Below are 16090 nucleotides of genomic sequence, written 5' to 3' on the forward strand. Positions count from 1 at the left end.
GACCCCCATGTCCAGAAAAGCTCTCGCGGCCCTGGCCGGAATCGTCACCCTCGCCACCGCGTGCGGCAACGGCGGTGGCTCCGGCGAGGGCGGCGGCCCGGTCACCCTCAACTACCAGATGTGGGTCGACAGCCAGGTCCCCGCGTACAAGCAGTGCGCGGACGCCTTCACCAAGAAGAACCCGGACATCACCATCAAGCTCAGCTCGGTCGCCTGGGCGCAGTACTGGCAGAACCTCACCACCCAGGTGGTCTCCGGCACGGCCCCCGACGTGTTCCGCGACTCGGTCGCCTACTATCCGCAGTTCGCCAAGAACCACCAGCTCCTCGACATCGCCCCGATGGTCGAGCGCGACAAGGTGGACCTGGGCCAGTACCAGAAGGGCCTGACCGACATCTGGGTGCGCGACGGCAAGCGGTACGGCCTGCCGCTGGACTGGGACACCGTCGGCGTCTTCTACAACAAGGACCAGGTCAAGAAGGCCGGCCTCGACCCGGCCACCCTGGCGGAGTGGACATGGAACCCGCAGGACGGCGGCACGTTCGAGAAGGCCATCGCCGCGCTGACCGTGGACGACAAGGGCCGTAAGGGCACCGACCCCGGCTTCGACAAGGACCACGTCGCCGTCTACGGCATCGCCCCCGACTACAACACCGGCGCCCTCGGGCAGACCGGCTGGGCCGCCTTCGCCGCGAGCAACGGCTTCAAGTACCTGGACAAGAACCCCTTCGGCACCAAGTACTTCTACGACGACCCGAAGCTGGCCGAGACCATCGACTGGTTCGCCGGCCTGATCAAGAAGGGGTACGCGCCGGCGTACGACAAGCAGTCGGCGCTCGGCGGTGACGCGGTGCTCCAGGCCGGCAAGACCGCGATGGTGATGGCCGGGTCCTGGATGGCCAAGCCGTACCTGGACAACAAGACCCTCAACCTGGCCGTCGCGCCGCTGCCCACCGGGCCCCAGGGCCGCATGACGCCGATCAACGGCGTGTCCGACGCGATCTACGCCGGGACCAAGCACAAGGACGAGGCCTGGAAGTGGGTCAAGTTCGTGGGCTCCTCCGAGTGCCAGGACCTGGTCGCGGCCACCACCGAGGTGCTGCCCGCCATCACCACCGCCTCCGACAAGGCGCTGGCCGCGCACAAGGCGGCCGGTCGCGACGTGCAGCCGTTCGTGGACGAGGCCAAGGCCGAGGGCGGGACGTTCCTGCTGCCGGTCACCGACCACGCCGACAAGATCAACGAAATCATGGACGTCGCGATCTCCTCCGTGCTGCTCGGCCAGGCCGACGCCAAGACCGCGCTCCCCAAGGCCAACACCGAAGTCAACGCGCTGTTCCAGGAATAGGAAAGGGCTCAGATGCTCAAGTCCCGCTGGCGCGAGCTGCTCGCCGCCACGCTGTTAACCGTCCCCCTGCTCGCCGCCACCCCCACCGCCGCCGACGCCGCGGCCGCCACCCTGGACCAGCAGGTCGTGGTGCCCGCCTACTTCCTGCCCAGCGGTAAGGGCCTGGAGTACTGGAACCAGATGCTCACCGCGGCCAGCAAGCCCGCCATGGCGATCGCCAACGTGGCCAACGGCCCCGGGGGCGCCTCCAGCCCGGCCTGGGCCGGCATGCTCCCCCAGGCGCACAACGCCGGCATCAAGGTCATCGGGTACGTCGACACCGGCTACTTCGGCACCACCGGCCAGACCACCAGGCTCGGCTCCACCTCGATCGAGGACTGGCGCACGCAGATCCAGTCCGACGTCAACAAGTGGTACGCCTACTACGGCAGCAGCATCGACGGCATCTTCTTCGACCAGGCGCAGTACCACTGCGGTCCCGGCGACGTGGGGCAGACCTGGGCCGACCTGTACCGCGACTCCACGGCCTACGTGAAGAAGTACCACCCGGGCGCGACCACCATCGCCAACCCCGGTGTGTCGCCGTACGCGTGCTACCAGGACACGGCCGACATCCTCGTCACCTTCGAGGGCCCGTACAGCAAGTACCTCACCCGCGACGGCGACTACGTGCCCCAGGCGTGGGAGGCCGCCTACGACCCGCAGCGGATCTGGCACCTGATCTACGACGTGCCCGACACGACCGCGCTGGCCACGGTCATGGCCAAGGCCAAGGCCAACAATGCCGGACGCGTCTACGCCACCGACGACGTGCTCGCCAACCCGTGGGACAACCTGCCCGGCTCGGCGTACATGTCGGCCCAGATCACGGCCGCCAAGGGCACCGGCGGAGCCGTTCCCGCGACGCCCGCCAAGCCCACGGCCGGCCAGGTGAAGGCCGACAGCCTGCGCCTGAGCTGGACCTCCGCCGCGTACCCCGGAGTGGTCGGTTACGACATCTACCAGGGCAGCACGAAGATCGGCACCGAGGCCAACTTCACCCCGTCGGCCACGACCTTCGACGTGGGCGGGCTGTCCGCGGCCACCGCGTACTCCTTCACGATCAAGGCCCGCGACGCGGCCGGCAACGTCTCGGCCGCCAGCACGGCGCTCTCGGTGACCACCGCGGCCGCCAGCGCGACCGCGCCCACCAAGCCCGGCACCCCGGTCGCCTCCAACGTGGGCCCGACCAGCGCCAAGCTCACCTGGACCGCCTCGACCGACCCCGACTCCGGTGACGGCATCGGCTCGTACGAGGTGTACCGGAACGGCGTGCGCGAGCTGACCGTGCCCGGCACCGTCACCTCCGCCACCGTCGGCGGCCTGGCCATGGCGACCTCCTACAGCTTCACCGTCCTGGCCCGTGACACCACCGGCCGCGCCTCCGCGCAGACCGCCGCGGTGGCCGTCACCACCACCAACCCGGCGCCCATCACCGGCGCGACGGCGTCGGCCACGGCGACCACCGCCAGCTACACGGCCCAGTTCAACCTGCCGTACACGTCGTACCACGTCTTCATCGACACCGACGCCAACTACCAGACGGGCTGGTCCATCGGCAACGGCACCAGCTACATCGGCGCCGACTACATGATCGAGAACTCGACGCTCTACCAGAAGACCGGCGCCGCCGGCGAGTTCACCTGGACCGCCGTGACCGGCGTGAACCCGCTGGTGTCCAGCGCCGGCGGGCTCTACAAGTGGTCGGTCCCGCTGTCGTCGCTCACCGGCGTCGGCACCACCCACAACATCCTGTTCCACGGCACGGACGGGACCAGGAACGACTACTCGAACCTGGTCACGCTGACCCACAGCTGACCCCGCCCCGCAGCACGTGAGCCCGTCCCCTTGGGGGGCGGGCTCACGCCCGTTCACGGACCTTCGGGACAAAACCATTTGAACGAGTGAGTACTCGCTCATTATGCTCTGCGCCATGGCCAGAAGGAGAAGGGTGCCGGCCATGGCACCAGAAGATCGCCGTGCCGCGCTCATCGCCGCCACGCTTCCCCTGCTGCGCGAGTACGGCACCGCCGTCAGCACCCGTCAGATCGCCGAGGCCGCGGGAGTGGCCGAGGGCACGATCTTCGGCGTCTTCCCCGACAAGGCCTCGCTGCTGCGGGCCGCGCTGATGAGCGCGTTCGACCCGCAGCCGGCCGTGGACGCCCTGGCGGCCATCGGCACCCAGGTCGAGCTGCGCGCGCGGCTGCTCGCCGCCGTCACGAAGCTGCGGACCGGGATGAGCGCCAACGCCAACCTCATCGCCGCTCCCAAGGAGCTGATGACCGACGACGCCGAGTTCCGCGAGCGGATGTTCGGCGGCCGGCAGCGGATAGCGGCCGCACTGGCCGCCCTGATGGAGCCCGATCGCGACCGGCTGCGCCGCTCTCCCGAGGCCACGGCACACCTGCTGCTCATGCTGATCGCGGTACGGGTGCACCGCGGCTTCGGTCAGGGCGGCGATCTCGGAGACATGGACGACGCGGAGATCGTCTCCGTGCTGCTCGACGGGCTGCTCGTGCGGCCTTCCCCCGACCCTTCGACAGAAAGCCCTTCTTGATGCTGCTCCGTCTGCTGCGGGTCCAGCTCAGGCCGTACGGGAAAGAGATCACGCTCGTCGTCCTCTTCCAGTTCGTGCAGACGCTGGCCACGCTCTATCTCCCCACACTGAACGCCGACATCATCGACGACGGCGTCGTCAAGGGCGACACCGGCTACATCGCCCGCATCGGGCTGGTGATGCTCGGTGTGACGCTCGTCCAGATCGTCTGCTCCGTCGTGGCCGTGTACTACGGCGCCCGGACCTCGATGGCGCTGGGCCGGGACCTGCGGGCCGCGATCTTCCACCGGGTGCAGAACTTCTCGGCCCAGGAGGTCAACAGGTTCGGCCCGCCGTCCCTCATCACCCGGACCACCAACGACGTGCAGCAGGTGCAGCTGCTCGTGCTGATGACGTTCACGATGGTGGTGGCCGCGCCGATCATGTGCGTCGGCGGCATCGTCCTGGCGCTGCGCCAGGACGCGGCGCTGTCGTCGCTGCTGCTCGTCGCGCTGCCCGTGATGATCGTCGTCGTGGGCGTGGTCGTCATGCGGATGCGCCCGCACTTCCGCACCATGCAGGAGCGCATCGACCGGATCAACCAGGTGCTGCGCGAGCAGATCACCGGCATCCGGGTCATCAGGGCCTTCGTCCGCGACCGGCACGAGCGTGAGCGCTTCGGCGTGGCCAACGACCAGCTGACCGACGTGTCGCTGCGGGTCGGGCGGCTGATGGCGCTGATGTTCCCCACGGTCATGCTGGTGGTGAACCTGTCCAGCGTCGCCGTGGTGTGGTTCGGCGGCCACCGCATCGCCGACGGGGCCATGCAGGTGGGCGCGCTGACCGCGGTCATCTCCTACCTGATGCAGATCCTCATGTCGGTGATGATGGCCATGTTCATGTTCATGATGATCCCGCGGGCCGAGGTCTGCGCCGAGCGCATCGAGGAGGTGCTCGACACCGAGCCGACCGTCCACCTGCCGGCCGACCCCGTCACCCCCGAGCGGCGCATCGGCGAGTTGGAGCTGCGGTCCGTGGACTTCCGGTACCCGGGCGCCGAGCAGCCGGTGCTGTGCGACGTGAGCTTCACGGCGCGGCCGGGCCGTACCACCGCGATCATCGGCAGCACGGGCAGCGGCAAGACCACGCTGCTCAACCTCATCCCGCGCCTGTTCGACGCGACCGCCGGCGAGGTGCTGGTCGACGGCGTCGGCGTCCGCGACCTCGACCCGGCCGTGCTCTCCCGGGCGGTCGGCCTGGTCCCGCAGTCGCCCTACCTCTTCTCCGGCACCGTCGCCTCCAACCTGAGGTACGGCAGGCCGGACGCCACCGACGAGGAGCTGTGGCGGGCCCTGGAGGTGGCCCAGGCCCGCGAGTTCGTCGAGGCGATGCCCGGCGGCCTGGAGGAGCCGATCTCCCAGGGCGGCACGAACGTCTCCGGCGGGCAGCGCCAGCGCCTGGCCATCGCCAGGACACTGGTGCACCGGCCCGAGATCTACCTGTTCGACGACTCCTTCTCCGCCCTCGACTTCGCCACCGACGCCCGGCTGCGGGCCGCGCTGGCCGAGGAGATCACCGACGCCACGATCGTCATCGTGGCCCAGCGCGTCAACACGATTCGCGACGCCGACCGCATCCTCGTCCTGGAAGAGGGCCGCGTGGTCGGCAGCGGCGACCACGCCGAGCTCATGACCACCTGCCCGACGTACCGGGAGATCGTGCTGTCCCAGCTCACCGAACAGGAGGCGGCCGCATGAGCACCCCCCAAGCGCCCCCGCGGCGCCCTCAGCCCGCCTTCGGCCCCGGCCGGATGATGTCCGGGCCCGCCGAGAAGGCCCTCGACTTCGGCGGCTCGCTCCGCCGGCTGCTGCATCTGCTGCGGCCCGAGCGCGCGATGCTCGTCGTTGTCCTGGCCCTCGGCACGGCCAGCGTCGCGCTGACCGTGACGGGCCCCAAGATCCTCGGCCACGCCACGGACCTGATCTTCTCCGGCATCATCGGAGCCCAGCTCCCCGCGGGGAGCACCAAGGAGCAGGCCGTGGCGGGGCTGCGCGCCCGGGGCCAGGGCACGTTCGCCGACATGGTGTCGTCGATGAACGTGGTGCCCGGCCACGGCATCGACTTCACCGCGCTGGCCCAGGTGCTGGGCTGGGTGCTGGCCATCTACGTGGTGGCGGCGCTGCTCGGGATCGTGCAGTTCCGGCTGACCACGATCGTCGTGCAGCGCGCGGCGTCCCGGCTGCGCGGGCGGATCGAGGCCAAGCTGGCCCGGCTGCCGCTGAGCTACTTCGACGGCCAGCCGCGCGGTGAGATCCTCAGCCGCGCCACCAACGACACCGACAACGTCGCCCAGACGCTCCAGCAGACGATGAGCCAGCTCATCTCGTCGGCGCTGACGGTCGTGGCGGTGCTGGTGATGATGTTCTGGATCTCGCCGATCCTGGCGCTCATCGCGCTGGTCACGGTGCCGGTGTCGGTCTACGTCACCACGGTCGTCGGCAAGCGGTCGCAGCCGGAGTTCATCAAGCAGTGGTCCTCGACCGGCAAGCTCAACGGCCACATCGAGGAGATGTACGGCGGGCACACCCTGGTCAAGGTGTTCGGCCGGCAGAAGGAGGCCGCCGAAACCTTCGACCGGCACAACGAGGCCCTGTTCACCTCCAGCTTCCGCGCCCAGTTCATCTCCGGGATGATCCAGCCGGCGATGATGTTCATCGGCAACCTCAACTACGTGCTGGTCGCCGTGGTGGGCGGGTTCAAGGTGGCCTCGGGCTCGATCTCGCTGGGCGACGTGCAGGCGTTCATCCAGTACTCGCGGCAGTTCAGCCAGCCGCTGACCCAGGTGGCCGGCATGGCGAACCTGGTGCAGTCGGGTGTCGCCTCCGCAGAGCGGGTCTTCGAGCTGCTGGAGGCCCCGGAGCAGTCCCCGGAGCCGGACCGGCCCGCGCGGCCGGCGCAGGTCAGGGGCCGGGTGGCGTTCGAGAACGTGTCCTTCCGCTACGCGCCGGACCGGCCGCTGATCGAGAACCTGTCGCTGACCGTCGAGCCCGGCCAGACCGTGGCCATCGTCGGCCCGACCGGAGCGGGCAAGACGACACTCGTCAACCTCATCATGCGCTTCTACGAGGTGACCGGCGGCCGGATCACGCTCGACGGCGTCGACATCGCCGAGATGTCCCGGGAGGAGCTGCGCGCCGGCATCGGCATGGTGCTGCAGGACACGTGGCTGTTCGGCGGGACGATCGCGGAGAACATCGGCTACGGCGCCGAAGGCGCCACGCGGGAACGCATCGAGGCCGCCGCGGAGGCCGCCCACGTGGACCGCATCGCGCACACGCTGCCCGACGGCTACGACACGGTGATCGACGAGGAGGGCGCCACGGTCAGCGCGGGGGAGAAGCAGCTGATCACGATCGCCCGGGCGTTCCTGTCCGAGCCGGCGATCCTCATCCTGGACGAGGCCACCAGCTCGGTCGACACCCGCACCGAGGTGCTCATCCAGCGGGCGATGAGCTCGCTGCGCGAGGGCCGCACCAGCTTCGTGATCGCCCACCGGCTGTCCACGATCCGCGACGCCAGCCTGATCCTGGTCATGGAGAACGGGCGGATCGTCGAGCAGGGCACGCACGAGTCGCTCCTTGCGGCGGACGGCGCCTACGCCCGGCTGTACTCCGCCCAGTTCGCCCAGGCCGTGGTGGAGGTGGACTAGGGCGCGACATAGTTGTCCGCGTAGGCGGCGGACGGTGGGACCTCTTCGATCACATCGATGAGGACGCCGTTGGGGTCGGCCACGATGAAGTGTCGCTGGCCGAACTCCTCGGTGCGCAGATCCAGCTCGGGCTTCAGGCCCTCGCCGAGAACGAGACGCTCCCACTCGGCGTCGACGTCCTCGACCTCGAAGTTGAGCAGCAGGCCCTGGACCGGCCTGCGGTAGGCCTGGGGCACGGTGGGGTGACCGTGGTCGAGCAGAGCGAGCTCGTACCACTGGTCACCCCGCCGTCGCAGGCTGACGTACCAGTCCGCCTCGAACGTCACCTCGAACTCGAACAGCCGCGTGTAGAAGTCGCGTGACTCCCGCAGACGCGTGACACCGATGACGGGATAGAAGCTGGTCAACCTCATCAGAATCCCCATTCACATACCGATGGTATGTCGGATACGCTATTGACGTACCATCGGTATGTCAACGGAGCGCGGATGACCAGCAGAGCGGAGCAGCGCGAGCAGACCCGGCGAACCCTCGTGGCGGCCGGCCGGAGGCTCTTCGCGACCAAGGGCTACGGCGCGGTGGGCCTGTCAGAGATCGTCCGTGCCGCCGAAGTCACCAAGGGCGCGCTGTACCACCACTTCGACAGCAAGACAGACCTCTTCCGAGCCGTCCTCCAGGAGGTCCAGGACGAGGTGGGCAGGAAGGTGGCGGCCGCCGCCGACGCGCACGACGATCCGTGGACGCGGTTCACGGCCGGCTGCCGGTGCTTCCTGTCCGCCAGCACCCATCCGGACGTTCAGCGGATCATGCTCATCGACGGCCCGGCAGTCCTGGGCTGGAACGAGTGGAGAGCCATGGACGAGGCCGCCTCCGCCCGCCACCTGACGGAGGCGCTCACGAGCCTGATGGACGAGGGCGTCATCGCGCGCCGGCCCGTGAAGCCGTTGACTCATCTGTTGTCGGGAGCGATGAACGAGGCCGCGCTCTTCCTGGCCGGATCGAGCGACCCCCAGGACCTCCCCGACACCATGGCCGCCCTGACTCAGATCCTGGAGTCCCTCCGCACCACGTGAGCGAGGTGGGCGCACAGGCCACGCACGAGCCCGCTCGGAGAAGCCTTTTCACCACAACGTCGAGGAGCGGGCCGAGCCGCGGGGCCAGTAGCTTCCTGAGGAGCATCAGAGTCAGCACGAACGCGGCGGATGCCACGAATCGCCATCCGGCCTTGACAATCGCGTCATGGAGCCGGTTGTAGGTGAGATTGTCCGGGCTGAGGATCTGGTTTTCGTCGGGTTTTATGATCGGCGTGCGGATGCCGATTCCGGCGCCGTCGTAGCCGTTGCCGGGGAGAGTGGCAGACCTTGGGCGGCTGCGGCGTACAGCGCGCCCAGCGGGCCTCCCGGCCAAACTCGAAGCCCCGGCAATCGAGAGCGAACAGCATTCCATTCACTCGAAGCTTCCGCAAGAGTGGAAGCTTCCCTGTTCACCTCAGACTTTGCCTGAGGTGAACAGGGAAGCGCTAGGCAGAGTGCCTGCCCGTTACCGTCGCCAGCGCTGGCTGATCTCAGGAATCGAACTCGATGAGATCTTCGACTGCTTTCCGAAGCCATGCGTAGAAAGAGTCATAAACCACCCGCTCCTCCCAGTCTCGAGAAGCATAATCATGAATGACATGAACGCGCTCATCGCCCACGACAAAGCATGCCACATCATCATTGTCGTCCCTTTTGGCGAAAGGACCACGCCTCGGTCCACATATCTCTGCCGCAGGCCGCTATCGGTCTTCTAACTGCCGCCCGGGCATTATCTCCCATGGCTCGAGATGTATGATTTCTAGCTCTATAATACGGAGCAGCTCGCTGGGATAGGTGAACCCCGACGGCAGGGTTGCCGTATCCAGCAGTTCAGTCATTGGTTTCCGCTCCGACCCGTGATTTAGGAGCCGTACGGGAAACGGTTCCTATATTTGGCGTTCCGTGCAACATCAATGCATTCGCCTGCCACCTATTCCTCGGCACAGCTCGTTATCCACTCTTCAATGAATTTCTCCTGCTCCCTTGCCATGGCCACTTCGTCGGAGGGTGCAGGATCTACGCTTCCGACCACGGTAGCCGGATCGGCAGGCACGCCGAGATCAACGAGATAACAGGCGAGGCCGCCACTCATTTGACGCGCCATGGAAGATACAAACGCATTTCTCCGGTAGCGATTGCACAGCAGAAGTAGATGCTGCCTCTCCAGTTCCCTTCTCAGCTGCACTAGGCAGTCTTCGAAATCTACCTGGGACCGCACAATCACACGCGAAAGCCAGGCACGTGTGACCGTGATTTCATAGTTCGTATTTTTATGAACCAGCTTTATAAGACATCGAGATGTCTTATGCGTGTCTCGATCGAGAAGCTTGAGAATCTTCAGCTTCATCGCGGCACGTAATTCGGGTTAGCTATCCACCTATCCGGCTTGCCATATGCCCCAAGAATCCATGCACCCATGACATCCTCTGGCGCAATGCGCTTGTAATACACTGCAACCTCTCCGGAGCCAGGATCGGCGACCTGATAGATAGAACCTTCATTTTTGATGGCCAATCCTCGCGCACTACAGTAGCTGGTGGAGGTCGCAACAAGCCTGTTCCCGCTCGCCACATGCTCTTCCATGCTCACCTCGGTGCTCCGCGCACGCAATCCGTTCGCGAATATTTCCTTCATCTAGCGGCCGTCGCCTCGGTAAACCAAGCGAGGAGCGAGAGCAGCCTTTTCTGCACCTTCAGCAGCGACTGCTGCCTTTGTGGCCGTGCTGGCACGGACAGCAGCTCCTTCGCCGCCGACGAAAAGTGACAGTACCTGCGTGCCCCAATACCCAGTCTTGAAGGCATTTGATTCCGTGTCGGTGCCAGAAGCATTTGGGCTGGTTGCTTGGAAACGTTGTTCCAGCCCGGCTCAAGGATGTGGCAGACGAGGCAGGCCATATCCCAGCCGGCCTAACAGACCCCCACCGCGGAATCGCGGAAGCCCACCCATGATCTCTGGCTCTCCTCGCCGACGCACTGTTCGGCTCGGCCATCCCCCGGAGCCGCCTATGACCCGGCTCCTGCTCACCGGCCCCGAAGCCGCCGAGACGCTCGCCATCTCTCGCAGCAAGCTCTATCAACTCCTGCTCACTGGTGCGCTCGCCTCGGTCCTCATCGGCGGCTCACGTCGCATCCCCCAGTCTGCCCTGCACGACTACGTCAACCACCTCACCGACAAGGAGGCCGCAACATGACCACGACCCTGATCGCCACACCCGACGAGCCCGAAGACACCGGCGAATCCCGTGCCGCGCGACGGCGCACCAGCGGCGAAGGAACCCTCTACCAGCGCACCGACGGACGGTGGGAAGGAGCCGCCTACGTCCCCACCGCCGGCGGGCAAACCCGCCGCATCCGCGTCTACGGCAAAACCCGCCGCGAGGCCGCCGACAAACTCACAAAGAAGGTCAACGAGCACCGGCAGAAGCTTCCCTTCCCCGCCCGCGACTCCGCGCTCGGCGACTCCTGACCACCTGGCTCGACCACATCGCCGTGCACAAGGTCCGCCCCAACACCCTGGCCCGCTACCGCGCCTGCCTGCGTCTCTACTTCCCGCCGCCCCTGCTCAAGAAGAAGCTCCGCCAGCTCACCGCCAAAGAAATCGGCCTGTGGCTCGACCAACTCCGCGTCACCTGCCGCTGCTGCTCCCTTGGCCGCTGCTGTCAGCGCTACCTGTCCCCGCTGACCATCCAGTACATCCACGCCCTGCTCCGCACGGCCCTGGATCACGCCGTCCGGGAAGACGACCTCGCGCGCAACGTCGTCCGCAATGTCCAAGTCCTCGTCGGACGTCAGCAACGTTTTGAGCCCTTCACCCCCGCCGAAGCCCGTACCTTCCTGAATGCCGTTCAAGACTTCCGCCTGCATGCCCTGTTCGACCTCGCCCTGCGCACCGGCATGCGACGCGGCGAACTCCTCGGCCTGCGCTGGAGCGACCTCAACCTGACCAGCGGCACCCTGACCATCCGCCAGGCCCTCCAGTACGTCCCCGGCACCGGCCTGATCATCAGCCCCACCAAGACCCCAGCTCCGAACGCCCGCTCGCCCTGCCCCGTGAGGCCATCGCCTCCCTGACCCGCCAACGCGACCAACAGCAGGCCGACCAAGACACGGCAGGGTCTGCCTGGACCGATACCGGCCTGGTCTTCACCACCAAGACCGGCGCGCCGCTCCAGCCCAGCAATGTCAACCGCGACTTCCACCAGCTCCTACGGGGAGCCCGACTCCGCAAGATCCGCTTTCACGACCTGAGACACTCGTGCGCCAGTCTCCTGCTCGATCAAGGCGTAGACCTCATCGTGATCAAAGAGCTCCTCGTCCACGCCCACATCGCCATCACCGCCGACGTCTACGCCCACGTCCGACTCCGGCCTCCAGCGCGACGCCATCGAACGCATGTCCGGTGCACTCGGCGACGGCCCGGAATTTTAGCCGTCAGAAAACGATCACGACCACCTTAGCCGTCAGGCGGAATTCTGAAGCCCTCCCGATTTTATCTCGGGAGGGCTTCACGCAACTAAAGGGCTTCTGACACCCAGGCCCAATCGCCGGGGCGCTCGCGCAACCGCAGAAGCACTTGCTCTAGGCAGTCCCTAAAACTGGCAGACTCGGCCCGGATAAATCCTTGCTCACCCAGCGCCCTGCCGGACAATACCAGGGTCCAGGGTTCACCACCCTCAGACATCCGCTCGTCGTCAACCTTGAGAATCATGGTGACTCCGGAGCGGCCCAGCCTTTCCATGAGCTGCTCAATATCCACTGCCCACACTCCGATCAGTAGCCTCGCAGGGCTGCTGCGATGTCGCTGACGTCGTGCAACTGGCCCTTCCCTACTCTATCGATGACTCCCCCGGAGGTCCGCCGACGTAGGTCCGCTAATGATGTTATTCCGTTGCATAAGCTGTTCAACCACCGCCTGCGCAGTGCGCTTATTGCCGTTGTTGAACATATGGCCACCAGCGATATCGCGAATCACAACCGCAGATTTTCCCAGAAGCTATTATAGCGACTGGCGTTGGCTAGCGTATTGGCAGGCGACCCACTGAGAAGATTTTCTCCACCGAATCCACGATTAATATCTGTGATTTCGTCAGGGCTAACACCTACCTTGAATCCTCCGCATGGCCCAGAGTTATGGACGAGGACCGCTTGGTCTCCGGCGAGCACATAGTACGTGTGGAGCTCACGTACCGTTAAGTTGTGGACCCGCTGGACGGCGTCCCACCGCTTGATCGCGCTTACTTGCACGTGAGTGCCCGTGGAAGTGCGCAGCCACATGCCGGGCTCAAGCTCGGTTGCCTTGATCCACTTCCGCAGAGCAGGAACCCAGAACGGGTGGTGATCGGTAGCAATCAGCGTGCCACGCGAGTCTCCATGTTGACCATCGATGTCCAGACCCATCTGAACTAGGTGCTTGGATCCCTTGCTTGTCATGACCGCGGTGACGGGCTCAGCTTTTGTCTCCCCGGTCTCGGGGTCACGGGCCAGACCCATACTGGCGCGTCGTAGATACACATAGAGATGTAGGGGGAGTCATTGCATGACCGGCGAACAGGAGCCCGAGTTCCTTCGATGGATCCGCAAGGTCCTCAGCCAGTTGAGTTGGGACGCCAATCGACAACTGGAGCATGTTCGAAGCCTGAAGGTGGACGTGGACGAATTAGCTCTGGAATTCGACGATGCGCTGCACCTGGCACAGGCAAAGGTGCACGAGGGCCTCCTGAGTCACGAAGCACTCCAAGCGCTCCTTCCAGTCGATGCCAAGCTGAGTCACATGACTGAGCATGGTGCCGAACTCTGGACCAAGGAGGCAGTTGCGACCGCTGCCGCCTGGGAAGAACTGCGGGCCATCGCACGGCAGGCGCAATTGGCTTTCGGTCGCAAGCACGCTGGTTGATTCCGCACGGCCTGGAGGCCTGAGCCGCCTCCAGGCCCACGCGTGTTGCCCAGATGCCGAGAGGCGGGGCCTCCTCGGCTACGACTTCCAACAGAACCCGAGCATGGTCATTGCTGGAGCGTTTTTCATCCTGAGTAGCGTGCCTCTTCGATGAGCTGCAGGACGAGGATGGCCTGCACGATCGGAGTGGCGCGGTGCGGGCAGCAGCGCAGCCGGGTCAAAAGATTCCAGTCCTTGACGGTGGCCACGACGCGTTCCCCGCAGGCACGGATGCGAGCGTGCGCGGGGTTGACCGAGCGCTGGTGGCGCGACAGTGGAGGCCGGTGACGGTGGCGCTTGATTCGGCGCCGAGGAGCTGGTGCCGTAGCTGGCGTGTCACCGCCTCGGCGACATAGCCGGAGACGTTGTCGGTGAGCTTCCTGAGCTCGGCGACCTGGTCACTCGGGAGCGTCACCGTGATGCGTGTCGTATCAGCCATAAAGCAAGCATGCCGTGGTATGCGCGCCGGGAGTCGAGTTCGGAGCGGGTTCGCACGCAGCCCGGGATCGCGCCGAACAGAGGACGGGACGGGACTGTCAGGACGGCAGCCGCATGATCCGGAGGAAGGCGGGGAGCAGCCACGGCCGTCTGCCCCGGACGACGACGTCGCCGGCGAGCACCGTCCGTGCCCTGCTGACCCGGCCGAACAGCATCAGGTTGAGCGCCACCGGGTCGAAGGTGAGGCGGACATCCGTCGGCCCGCCCGGCGGTTCGACGGTCACCCGGCCGTCGTCGATCACGATGGACCGGGTGGTCGTGTACGGGGAGGCGAACTCCACCGCGACCCGCCGTCTCGGCCAGGGGCCGTGACCGTCGAGCAGCCTGCCGTAGCCGTGGTGGATGACGCCGATGAGGAACAGCTCGAAGAACAGGGCGGCCTCCCGCCGGGGCACCCACCACCGCGCGCCCACCGGCCGGGCGATGTCCCGGCCGTGGATCTGCAGCTCGTTGAGCAGGTGGGCGAGCAGGCCGGCCACGGGGACCGCGGAGCCGCCGAGCCACGGCACGGCGGCGGCCGGGTCCTCGCCGTCCGTCGCGTCGAGGAGCAGCTTGATGTCCGAGCGGATCTGACCGGCCAGCGCCTCCGGGTCCCGCTCCGTGAACCGTCCCAGGACGACCTCGTTGAGGTCCGCGACGGTGTCGATGGTGGTCTCCCTCATCAGCTCGCCGAGGCCGTGGACCGGTGGCGGGGCGACTCCGAACATGGAGGCGCACGCCTGGGTGAGGGTGGCCACGTGGGCGGCGGTGTCGGCCACCGACCAGTGCCGGGTCGCCGGAACGGAGCGGGCGGCGGTGGCGGTCGCCGAGAGCAGGTCGGCGAAACGATCACCTGTTGTCGCCAGTGCGGCGCGCGCCGTCCGCCACGCGTCGTCCGTGATCGCGACGATCATGTTCGTTCACTCTCCAGTTCCACGCCCCCACCGGAGGTTCCACGGGAGCTCCCGCCGGAGCCCCGGCGGGAGGCCAGTCCCCGGCGTACCGCTCCCACGACCGGCGCGAGGGCGAAGGCCAGCAGCGCGAGCTCGGCCAGGAGCAGGAAGACGGTGAAGATCCATTCGTTGGACCCGTGCGGCCCGTAGACCCGGTTGGGCAGCCCGACGTCGATCGCCTCGGTCTGCCGGCCCACGTGGTCGGTGTCCCGGTCGCTGCCGGCGAGGGTGACTCCCGTGCGGCGGACGACGCCGTCGTGGGAGCGGAAGTCGCCGGTCCACGCGCAGCTCTCGTGGCCGGGGTGCCGCACGCAGTCCAGGCGTTGCGCGGTGAAGGTCCCGGACCGGCCGGCCCCGCCGGCGAGCCGCAGCGCCGGGCCGATCCCGGGGACCGTCCAGGACAGCAGGAGGGCGGTGACGAGCAGCAGGGCCACGGTCAGCGGCGGGGACGGGCGCCTTCGTCTCATGCCGCTCCGAGCGCGCAGCCACACCGCATGACACTGCGCTCGGCCTCGCGCGGCCGGCGGTGCAGCAGCATCGCGACCACCATCGGGACGAAGACCACGGCGTTGTAGAACAGGTGCAGCTCCACGCGGGGGATCACGAGCTGGATGATGCTGGTCGGAACGGGCCGTCCGGCCAGGTGCGTGCCGGTGATCGCCTGGAGCAGCAGGAGCAGGTGCTCGATGTGGTGCCAGAACTGGATGGCGAGCGCGATTGTCCACCACGTCCGGGAGCGGCCGGTGAAGCCGGGCCGCAGCAGGATCAGCCCGACGAGCATGACCAGGGCGTAGCCGTAGTGCATCCATTCGGAGGTGACGAGCCAGGGGAACGGCAGCCCGAGCACCCCGCGCGCCTCCGGGATCGGCCATCCGAGCGCGTAGATCTGGATCGCCTGCACGATGTGTTCCGCCCAGTGGGCGAGGACGATCACCAGGAAGACGCCGAGGGCGGCCTTGTGGTGTCGCTCGTTGAGCTGCCGCCGAGTGATGACGGGGGTGGACATGGTCGAGCTCCTGACGT

The 16090-nt window shown here is 66.8% G+C and carries 18 protein-coding genes and 1 pseudogene; 11 read left to right on the forward strand and 8 right to left on the reverse strand.

Going from position 1 to position 16090, the window contains the following annotated elements:
* Positions 1 to 7 precede the first annotated feature (7 nt).
* The 5 genes from MTP10_RS30540 (at position 8) to MTP10_RS30560 (ending at position 7632) form a co-directional block, all read left to right on the forward strand.
* Complete coding sequence (locus MTP10_RS30540; RefSeq protein WP_310713511.1) at positions 8 to 1348, forward strand: sugar ABC transporter substrate-binding protein; 1341 nt, start codon at positions 8 to 10, stop codon at positions 1346 to 1348.
* Positions 1349 to 1360: 12 nt separating this feature from the next.
* Positions 1361 to 3205: a spherulation-specific family 4 protein gene (locus MTP10_RS30545; protein ID WP_310713513.1), complete on the forward strand. Its 1845-nt coding sequence runs from the start codon at positions 1361 to 1363 to the stop codon at positions 3203 to 3205.
* A 142-nt stretch (positions 3206 to 3347) separates the two neighbouring features.
* A complete protein-coding gene (locus MTP10_RS30550) occupies positions 3348 to 3944 on the forward strand; it encodes a helix-turn-helix domain-containing protein (RefSeq protein ID WP_310713515.1) in 597 nt (198 codons plus the stop codon).
* A complete protein-coding gene (locus MTP10_RS30555; RefSeq protein WP_310713674.1) occupies positions 3944 to 5680 on the forward strand; it encodes an ABC transporter ATP-binding protein in 1737 nt (578 codons plus the stop codon). The genes MTP10_RS30550 and MTP10_RS30555 overlap by 1 nt, the downstream gene beginning before the upstream one ends.
* Positions 5677 to 7632: an ABC transporter ATP-binding protein gene (locus MTP10_RS30560; protein ID WP_310713516.1), complete on the forward strand. Its 1956-nt coding sequence runs from the start codon at positions 5677 to 5679 to the stop codon at positions 7630 to 7632. The genes MTP10_RS30555 and MTP10_RS30560 overlap by 4 nt, the downstream gene beginning before the upstream one ends.
* Here MTP10_RS30560 and MTP10_RS30565 read toward each other — a convergent pair.
* The gene (locus tag MTP10_RS30565; RefSeq protein ID WP_310713517.1) at positions 7629 to 8045 is read right to left on the reverse strand and encodes a VOC family protein; all 417 of its coding nucleotides are present in this window, start codon (positions 8043 to 8045) and stop codon (positions 7629 to 7631) included. The genes MTP10_RS30560 and MTP10_RS30565 overlap by 4 nt on opposite strands.
* 75 nt (positions 8046 to 8120) lie before the next feature.
* On the opposite strand from MTP10_RS30565, the gene MTP10_RS30570 reads away from it, so the two are divergent.
* Entirely contained in the window at positions 8121 to 8705 is a 585-nt protein-coding gene (locus MTP10_RS30570; RefSeq protein ID WP_310713519.1) for a TetR/AcrR family transcriptional regulator, read from the forward strand.
* Between the two features lie 931 nt (positions 8706 to 9636).
* Here MTP10_RS30570 and MTP10_RS30575 read toward each other — a convergent pair.
* The gene (locus MTP10_RS30575) at positions 9637 to 10053 is read right to left on the reverse strand and encodes a hypothetical protein (RefSeq protein WP_310713520.1); all 417 of its coding nucleotides are present in this window, start codon (positions 10051 to 10053) and stop codon (positions 9637 to 9639) included.
* Positions 10050 to 10289 carry a hypothetical protein gene (locus MTP10_RS30580; RefSeq protein WP_310713521.1) on the reverse strand — a complete coding sequence of 80 codons (240 nt, stop codon included), beginning with the start codon at positions 10287 to 10289 and terminating at the stop codon, positions 10050 to 10052. The genes MTP10_RS30575 and MTP10_RS30580 overlap by 4 nt, the downstream gene beginning before the upstream one ends.
* A gap of 421 nt (positions 10290 to 10710) precedes the next feature.
* On the opposite strand from MTP10_RS30580, the gene MTP10_RS30585 reads away from it, so the two are divergent.
* Genes MTP10_RS30585 through MTP10_RS42060 form a run of 4 tightly spaced genes read left to right on the forward strand, consistent with a single transcriptional unit; the run spans position 10711 to position 12162 of the window.
* On the forward strand, positions 10711 to 10896 hold the full coding sequence (locus MTP10_RS30585) for a helix-turn-helix domain-containing protein (protein ID WP_310713523.1): 186 nt from the start codon (positions 10711 to 10713) through the stop codon (positions 10894 to 10896).
* On the forward strand, positions 10893 to 11171 hold the full coding sequence (locus MTP10_RS30590; RefSeq protein WP_310713524.1) for a hypothetical protein: 279 nt from the start codon (positions 10893 to 10895) through the stop codon (positions 11169 to 11171). The genes MTP10_RS30585 and MTP10_RS30590 overlap by 4 nt, the downstream gene beginning before the upstream one ends.
* Before the next feature lie 23 nt (positions 11172 to 11194).
* Complete coding sequence (locus tag MTP10_RS30595) at positions 11195 to 11776, forward strand: tyrosine-type recombinase/integrase (protein ID WP_310713526.1); 582 nt, start codon at positions 11195 to 11197, stop codon at positions 11774 to 11776.
* Positions 11773 to 12162 carry a tyrosine-type recombinase/integrase gene (locus MTP10_RS42060; protein ID WP_397334535.1) on the forward strand — a complete coding sequence of 130 codons (390 nt, stop codon included), beginning with the start codon at positions 11773 to 11775 and terminating at the stop codon, positions 12160 to 12162. The genes MTP10_RS30595 and MTP10_RS42060 overlap by 4 nt, the downstream gene beginning before the upstream one ends.
* Before the next feature lie 511 nt (positions 12163 to 12673).
* Here MTP10_RS42060 and MTP10_RS42065 read toward each other — a convergent pair.
* On the reverse strand, positions 12674 to 13195 hold the full coding sequence (locus MTP10_RS42065) for a polymorphic toxin-type HINT domain-containing protein (RefSeq protein WP_397334534.1): 522 nt from the start codon (positions 13193 to 13195) through the stop codon (positions 12674 to 12676).
* Between the two features lie 46 nt (positions 13196 to 13241).
* Here MTP10_RS42065 and MTP10_RS30600 point away from each other — a divergent pair, with 46 nt between their 5' ends.
* The gene (locus MTP10_RS30600) at positions 13242 to 13598 is read left to right on the forward strand and encodes a hypothetical protein (RefSeq protein ID WP_310713528.1); all 357 of its coding nucleotides are present in this window, start codon (positions 13242 to 13244) and stop codon (positions 13596 to 13598) included.
* Positions 13599 to 13723: 125 nt separating this feature from the next.
* On the opposite strand, the pseudogene MTP10_RS30605 reads toward MTP10_RS30600, so the two are convergent.
* The 4 genes and pseudogenes from MTP10_RS30605 to MTP10_RS30620 form a co-directional block, all read right to left on the reverse strand.
* Positions 13724 to 13948, reverse strand: a pseudogene (locus tag MTP10_RS30605) (IS5/IS1182 family transposase); the annotation flags it as partial.
* Positions 13949 to 14173: 225 nt separating this feature from the next.
* Positions 14174 to 15028, reverse strand: coding sequence for a DinB family protein (locus MTP10_RS30610; protein ID WP_310713530.1), 855 nt, complete (start codon positions 15026 to 15028; stop codon positions 14174 to 14176).
* Complete coding sequence (locus MTP10_RS30615; RefSeq protein WP_310713532.1) at positions 15025 to 15534, reverse strand: hypothetical protein; 510 nt, start codon at positions 15532 to 15534, stop codon at positions 15025 to 15027. The genes MTP10_RS30610 and MTP10_RS30615 overlap by 4 nt, the downstream gene beginning before the upstream one ends.
* Positions 15531 to 16073: a hypothetical protein gene (locus MTP10_RS30620; RefSeq protein ID WP_310713534.1), complete on the reverse strand. Its 543-nt coding sequence runs from the start codon at positions 16071 to 16073 to the stop codon at positions 15531 to 15533. Before MTP10_RS30620 ends, MTP10_RS30615 begins: the two co-directional genes overlap by 4 nt.
* Positions 16074 to 16090: the final 17 nt, after the last annotated feature.

It is taken from the genome of Nonomuraea sp. 3-1Str, assembly GCF_031570565.1.
Lineage (GTDB): Bacteria > Actinomycetota > Actinomycetes > Streptosporangiales > Streptosporangiaceae > Nonomuraea.

What these genes read in the sequence shown, in the direction of transcription:
- MTP10_RS30580 (WP_310713521.1), bottom strand. Translation starts at nt 10,289, where the DNA reads ATGGAAGAGCATGTGGCGAGCGGGAACAGGCTTGTTGCGACCTCCACC.
- MTP10_RS30620 (WP_310713534.1), bottom strand. Translation starts at nt 16,073, where the DNA reads ATGTCCACCCCCGTCATCACTCGGCGGCAGCTCAACGAGCGACACCAC.
- MTP10_RS30565 (WP_310713517.1), bottom strand. Translation starts at nt 8,045, where the DNA reads ATGAGGTTGACCAGCTTCTATCCCGTCATCGGTGTCACGCGTCTGCGG.
- MTP10_RS30600 (WP_310713528.1), top strand. Translation starts at nt 13,242, where the DNA reads ATGACCGGCGAACAGGAGCCCGAGTTCCTTCGATGGATCCGCAAGGTC.
- MTP10_RS30560 (WP_310713516.1), top strand. Translation starts at nt 5,677, where the DNA reads ATGAGCACCCCCCAAGCGCCCCCGCGGCGCCCTCAGCCCGCCTTCGGC.
- MTP10_RS30555 (WP_310713674.1), top strand. Translation starts at nt 3,944, where the DNA reads ATGCTGCTCCGTCTGCTGCGGGTCCAGCTCAGGCCGTACGGGAAAGAG.
- MTP10_RS30570 (WP_310713519.1), top strand. Translation starts at nt 8,121, where the DNA reads ATGACCAGCAGAGCGGAGCAGCGCGAGCAGACCCGGCGAACCCTCGTG.
- MTP10_RS30550 (WP_310713515.1), top strand. Translation starts at nt 3,348, where the DNA reads ATGGCACCAGAAGATCGCCGTGCCGCGCTCATCGCCGCCACGCTTCCC.
- MTP10_RS30545 (WP_310713513.1), top strand. Translation starts at nt 1,361, where the DNA reads ATGCTCAAGTCCCGCTGGCGCGAGCTGCTCGCCGCCACGCTGTTAACC.
- MTP10_RS30590 (WP_310713524.1), top strand. Translation starts at nt 10,893, where the DNA reads ATGACCACGACCCTGATCGCCACACCCGACGAGCCCGAAGACACCGGC.
- MTP10_RS30585 (WP_310713523.1), top strand. Translation starts at nt 10,711, where the DNA reads ATGACCCGGCTCCTGCTCACCGGCCCCGAAGCCGCCGAGACGCTCGCC.
- MTP10_RS42065 (WP_397334534.1), bottom strand. Translation starts at nt 13,195, where the DNA reads ATGGGTCTGGCCCGTGACCCCGAGACCGGGGAGACAAAAGCTGAGCCC.
- MTP10_RS30615 (WP_310713532.1), bottom strand. Translation starts at nt 15,534, where the DNA reads ATGAGACGAAGGCGCCCGTCCCCGCCGCTGACCGTGGCCCTGCTGCTC.
- MTP10_RS30540 (WP_310713511.1), top strand. Translation starts at nt 8, where the DNA reads ATGTCCAGAAAAGCTCTCGCGGCCCTGGCCGGAATCGTCACCCTCGCC.
- MTP10_RS30575 (WP_310713520.1), bottom strand. Translation starts at nt 10,053, where the DNA reads ATGAAGCTGAAGATTCTCAAGCTTCTCGATCGAGACACGCATAAGACA.
- MTP10_RS30610 (WP_310713530.1), bottom strand. Translation starts at nt 15,028, where the DNA reads ATGATCGTCGCGATCACGGACGACGCGTGGCGGACGGCGCGCGCCGCA.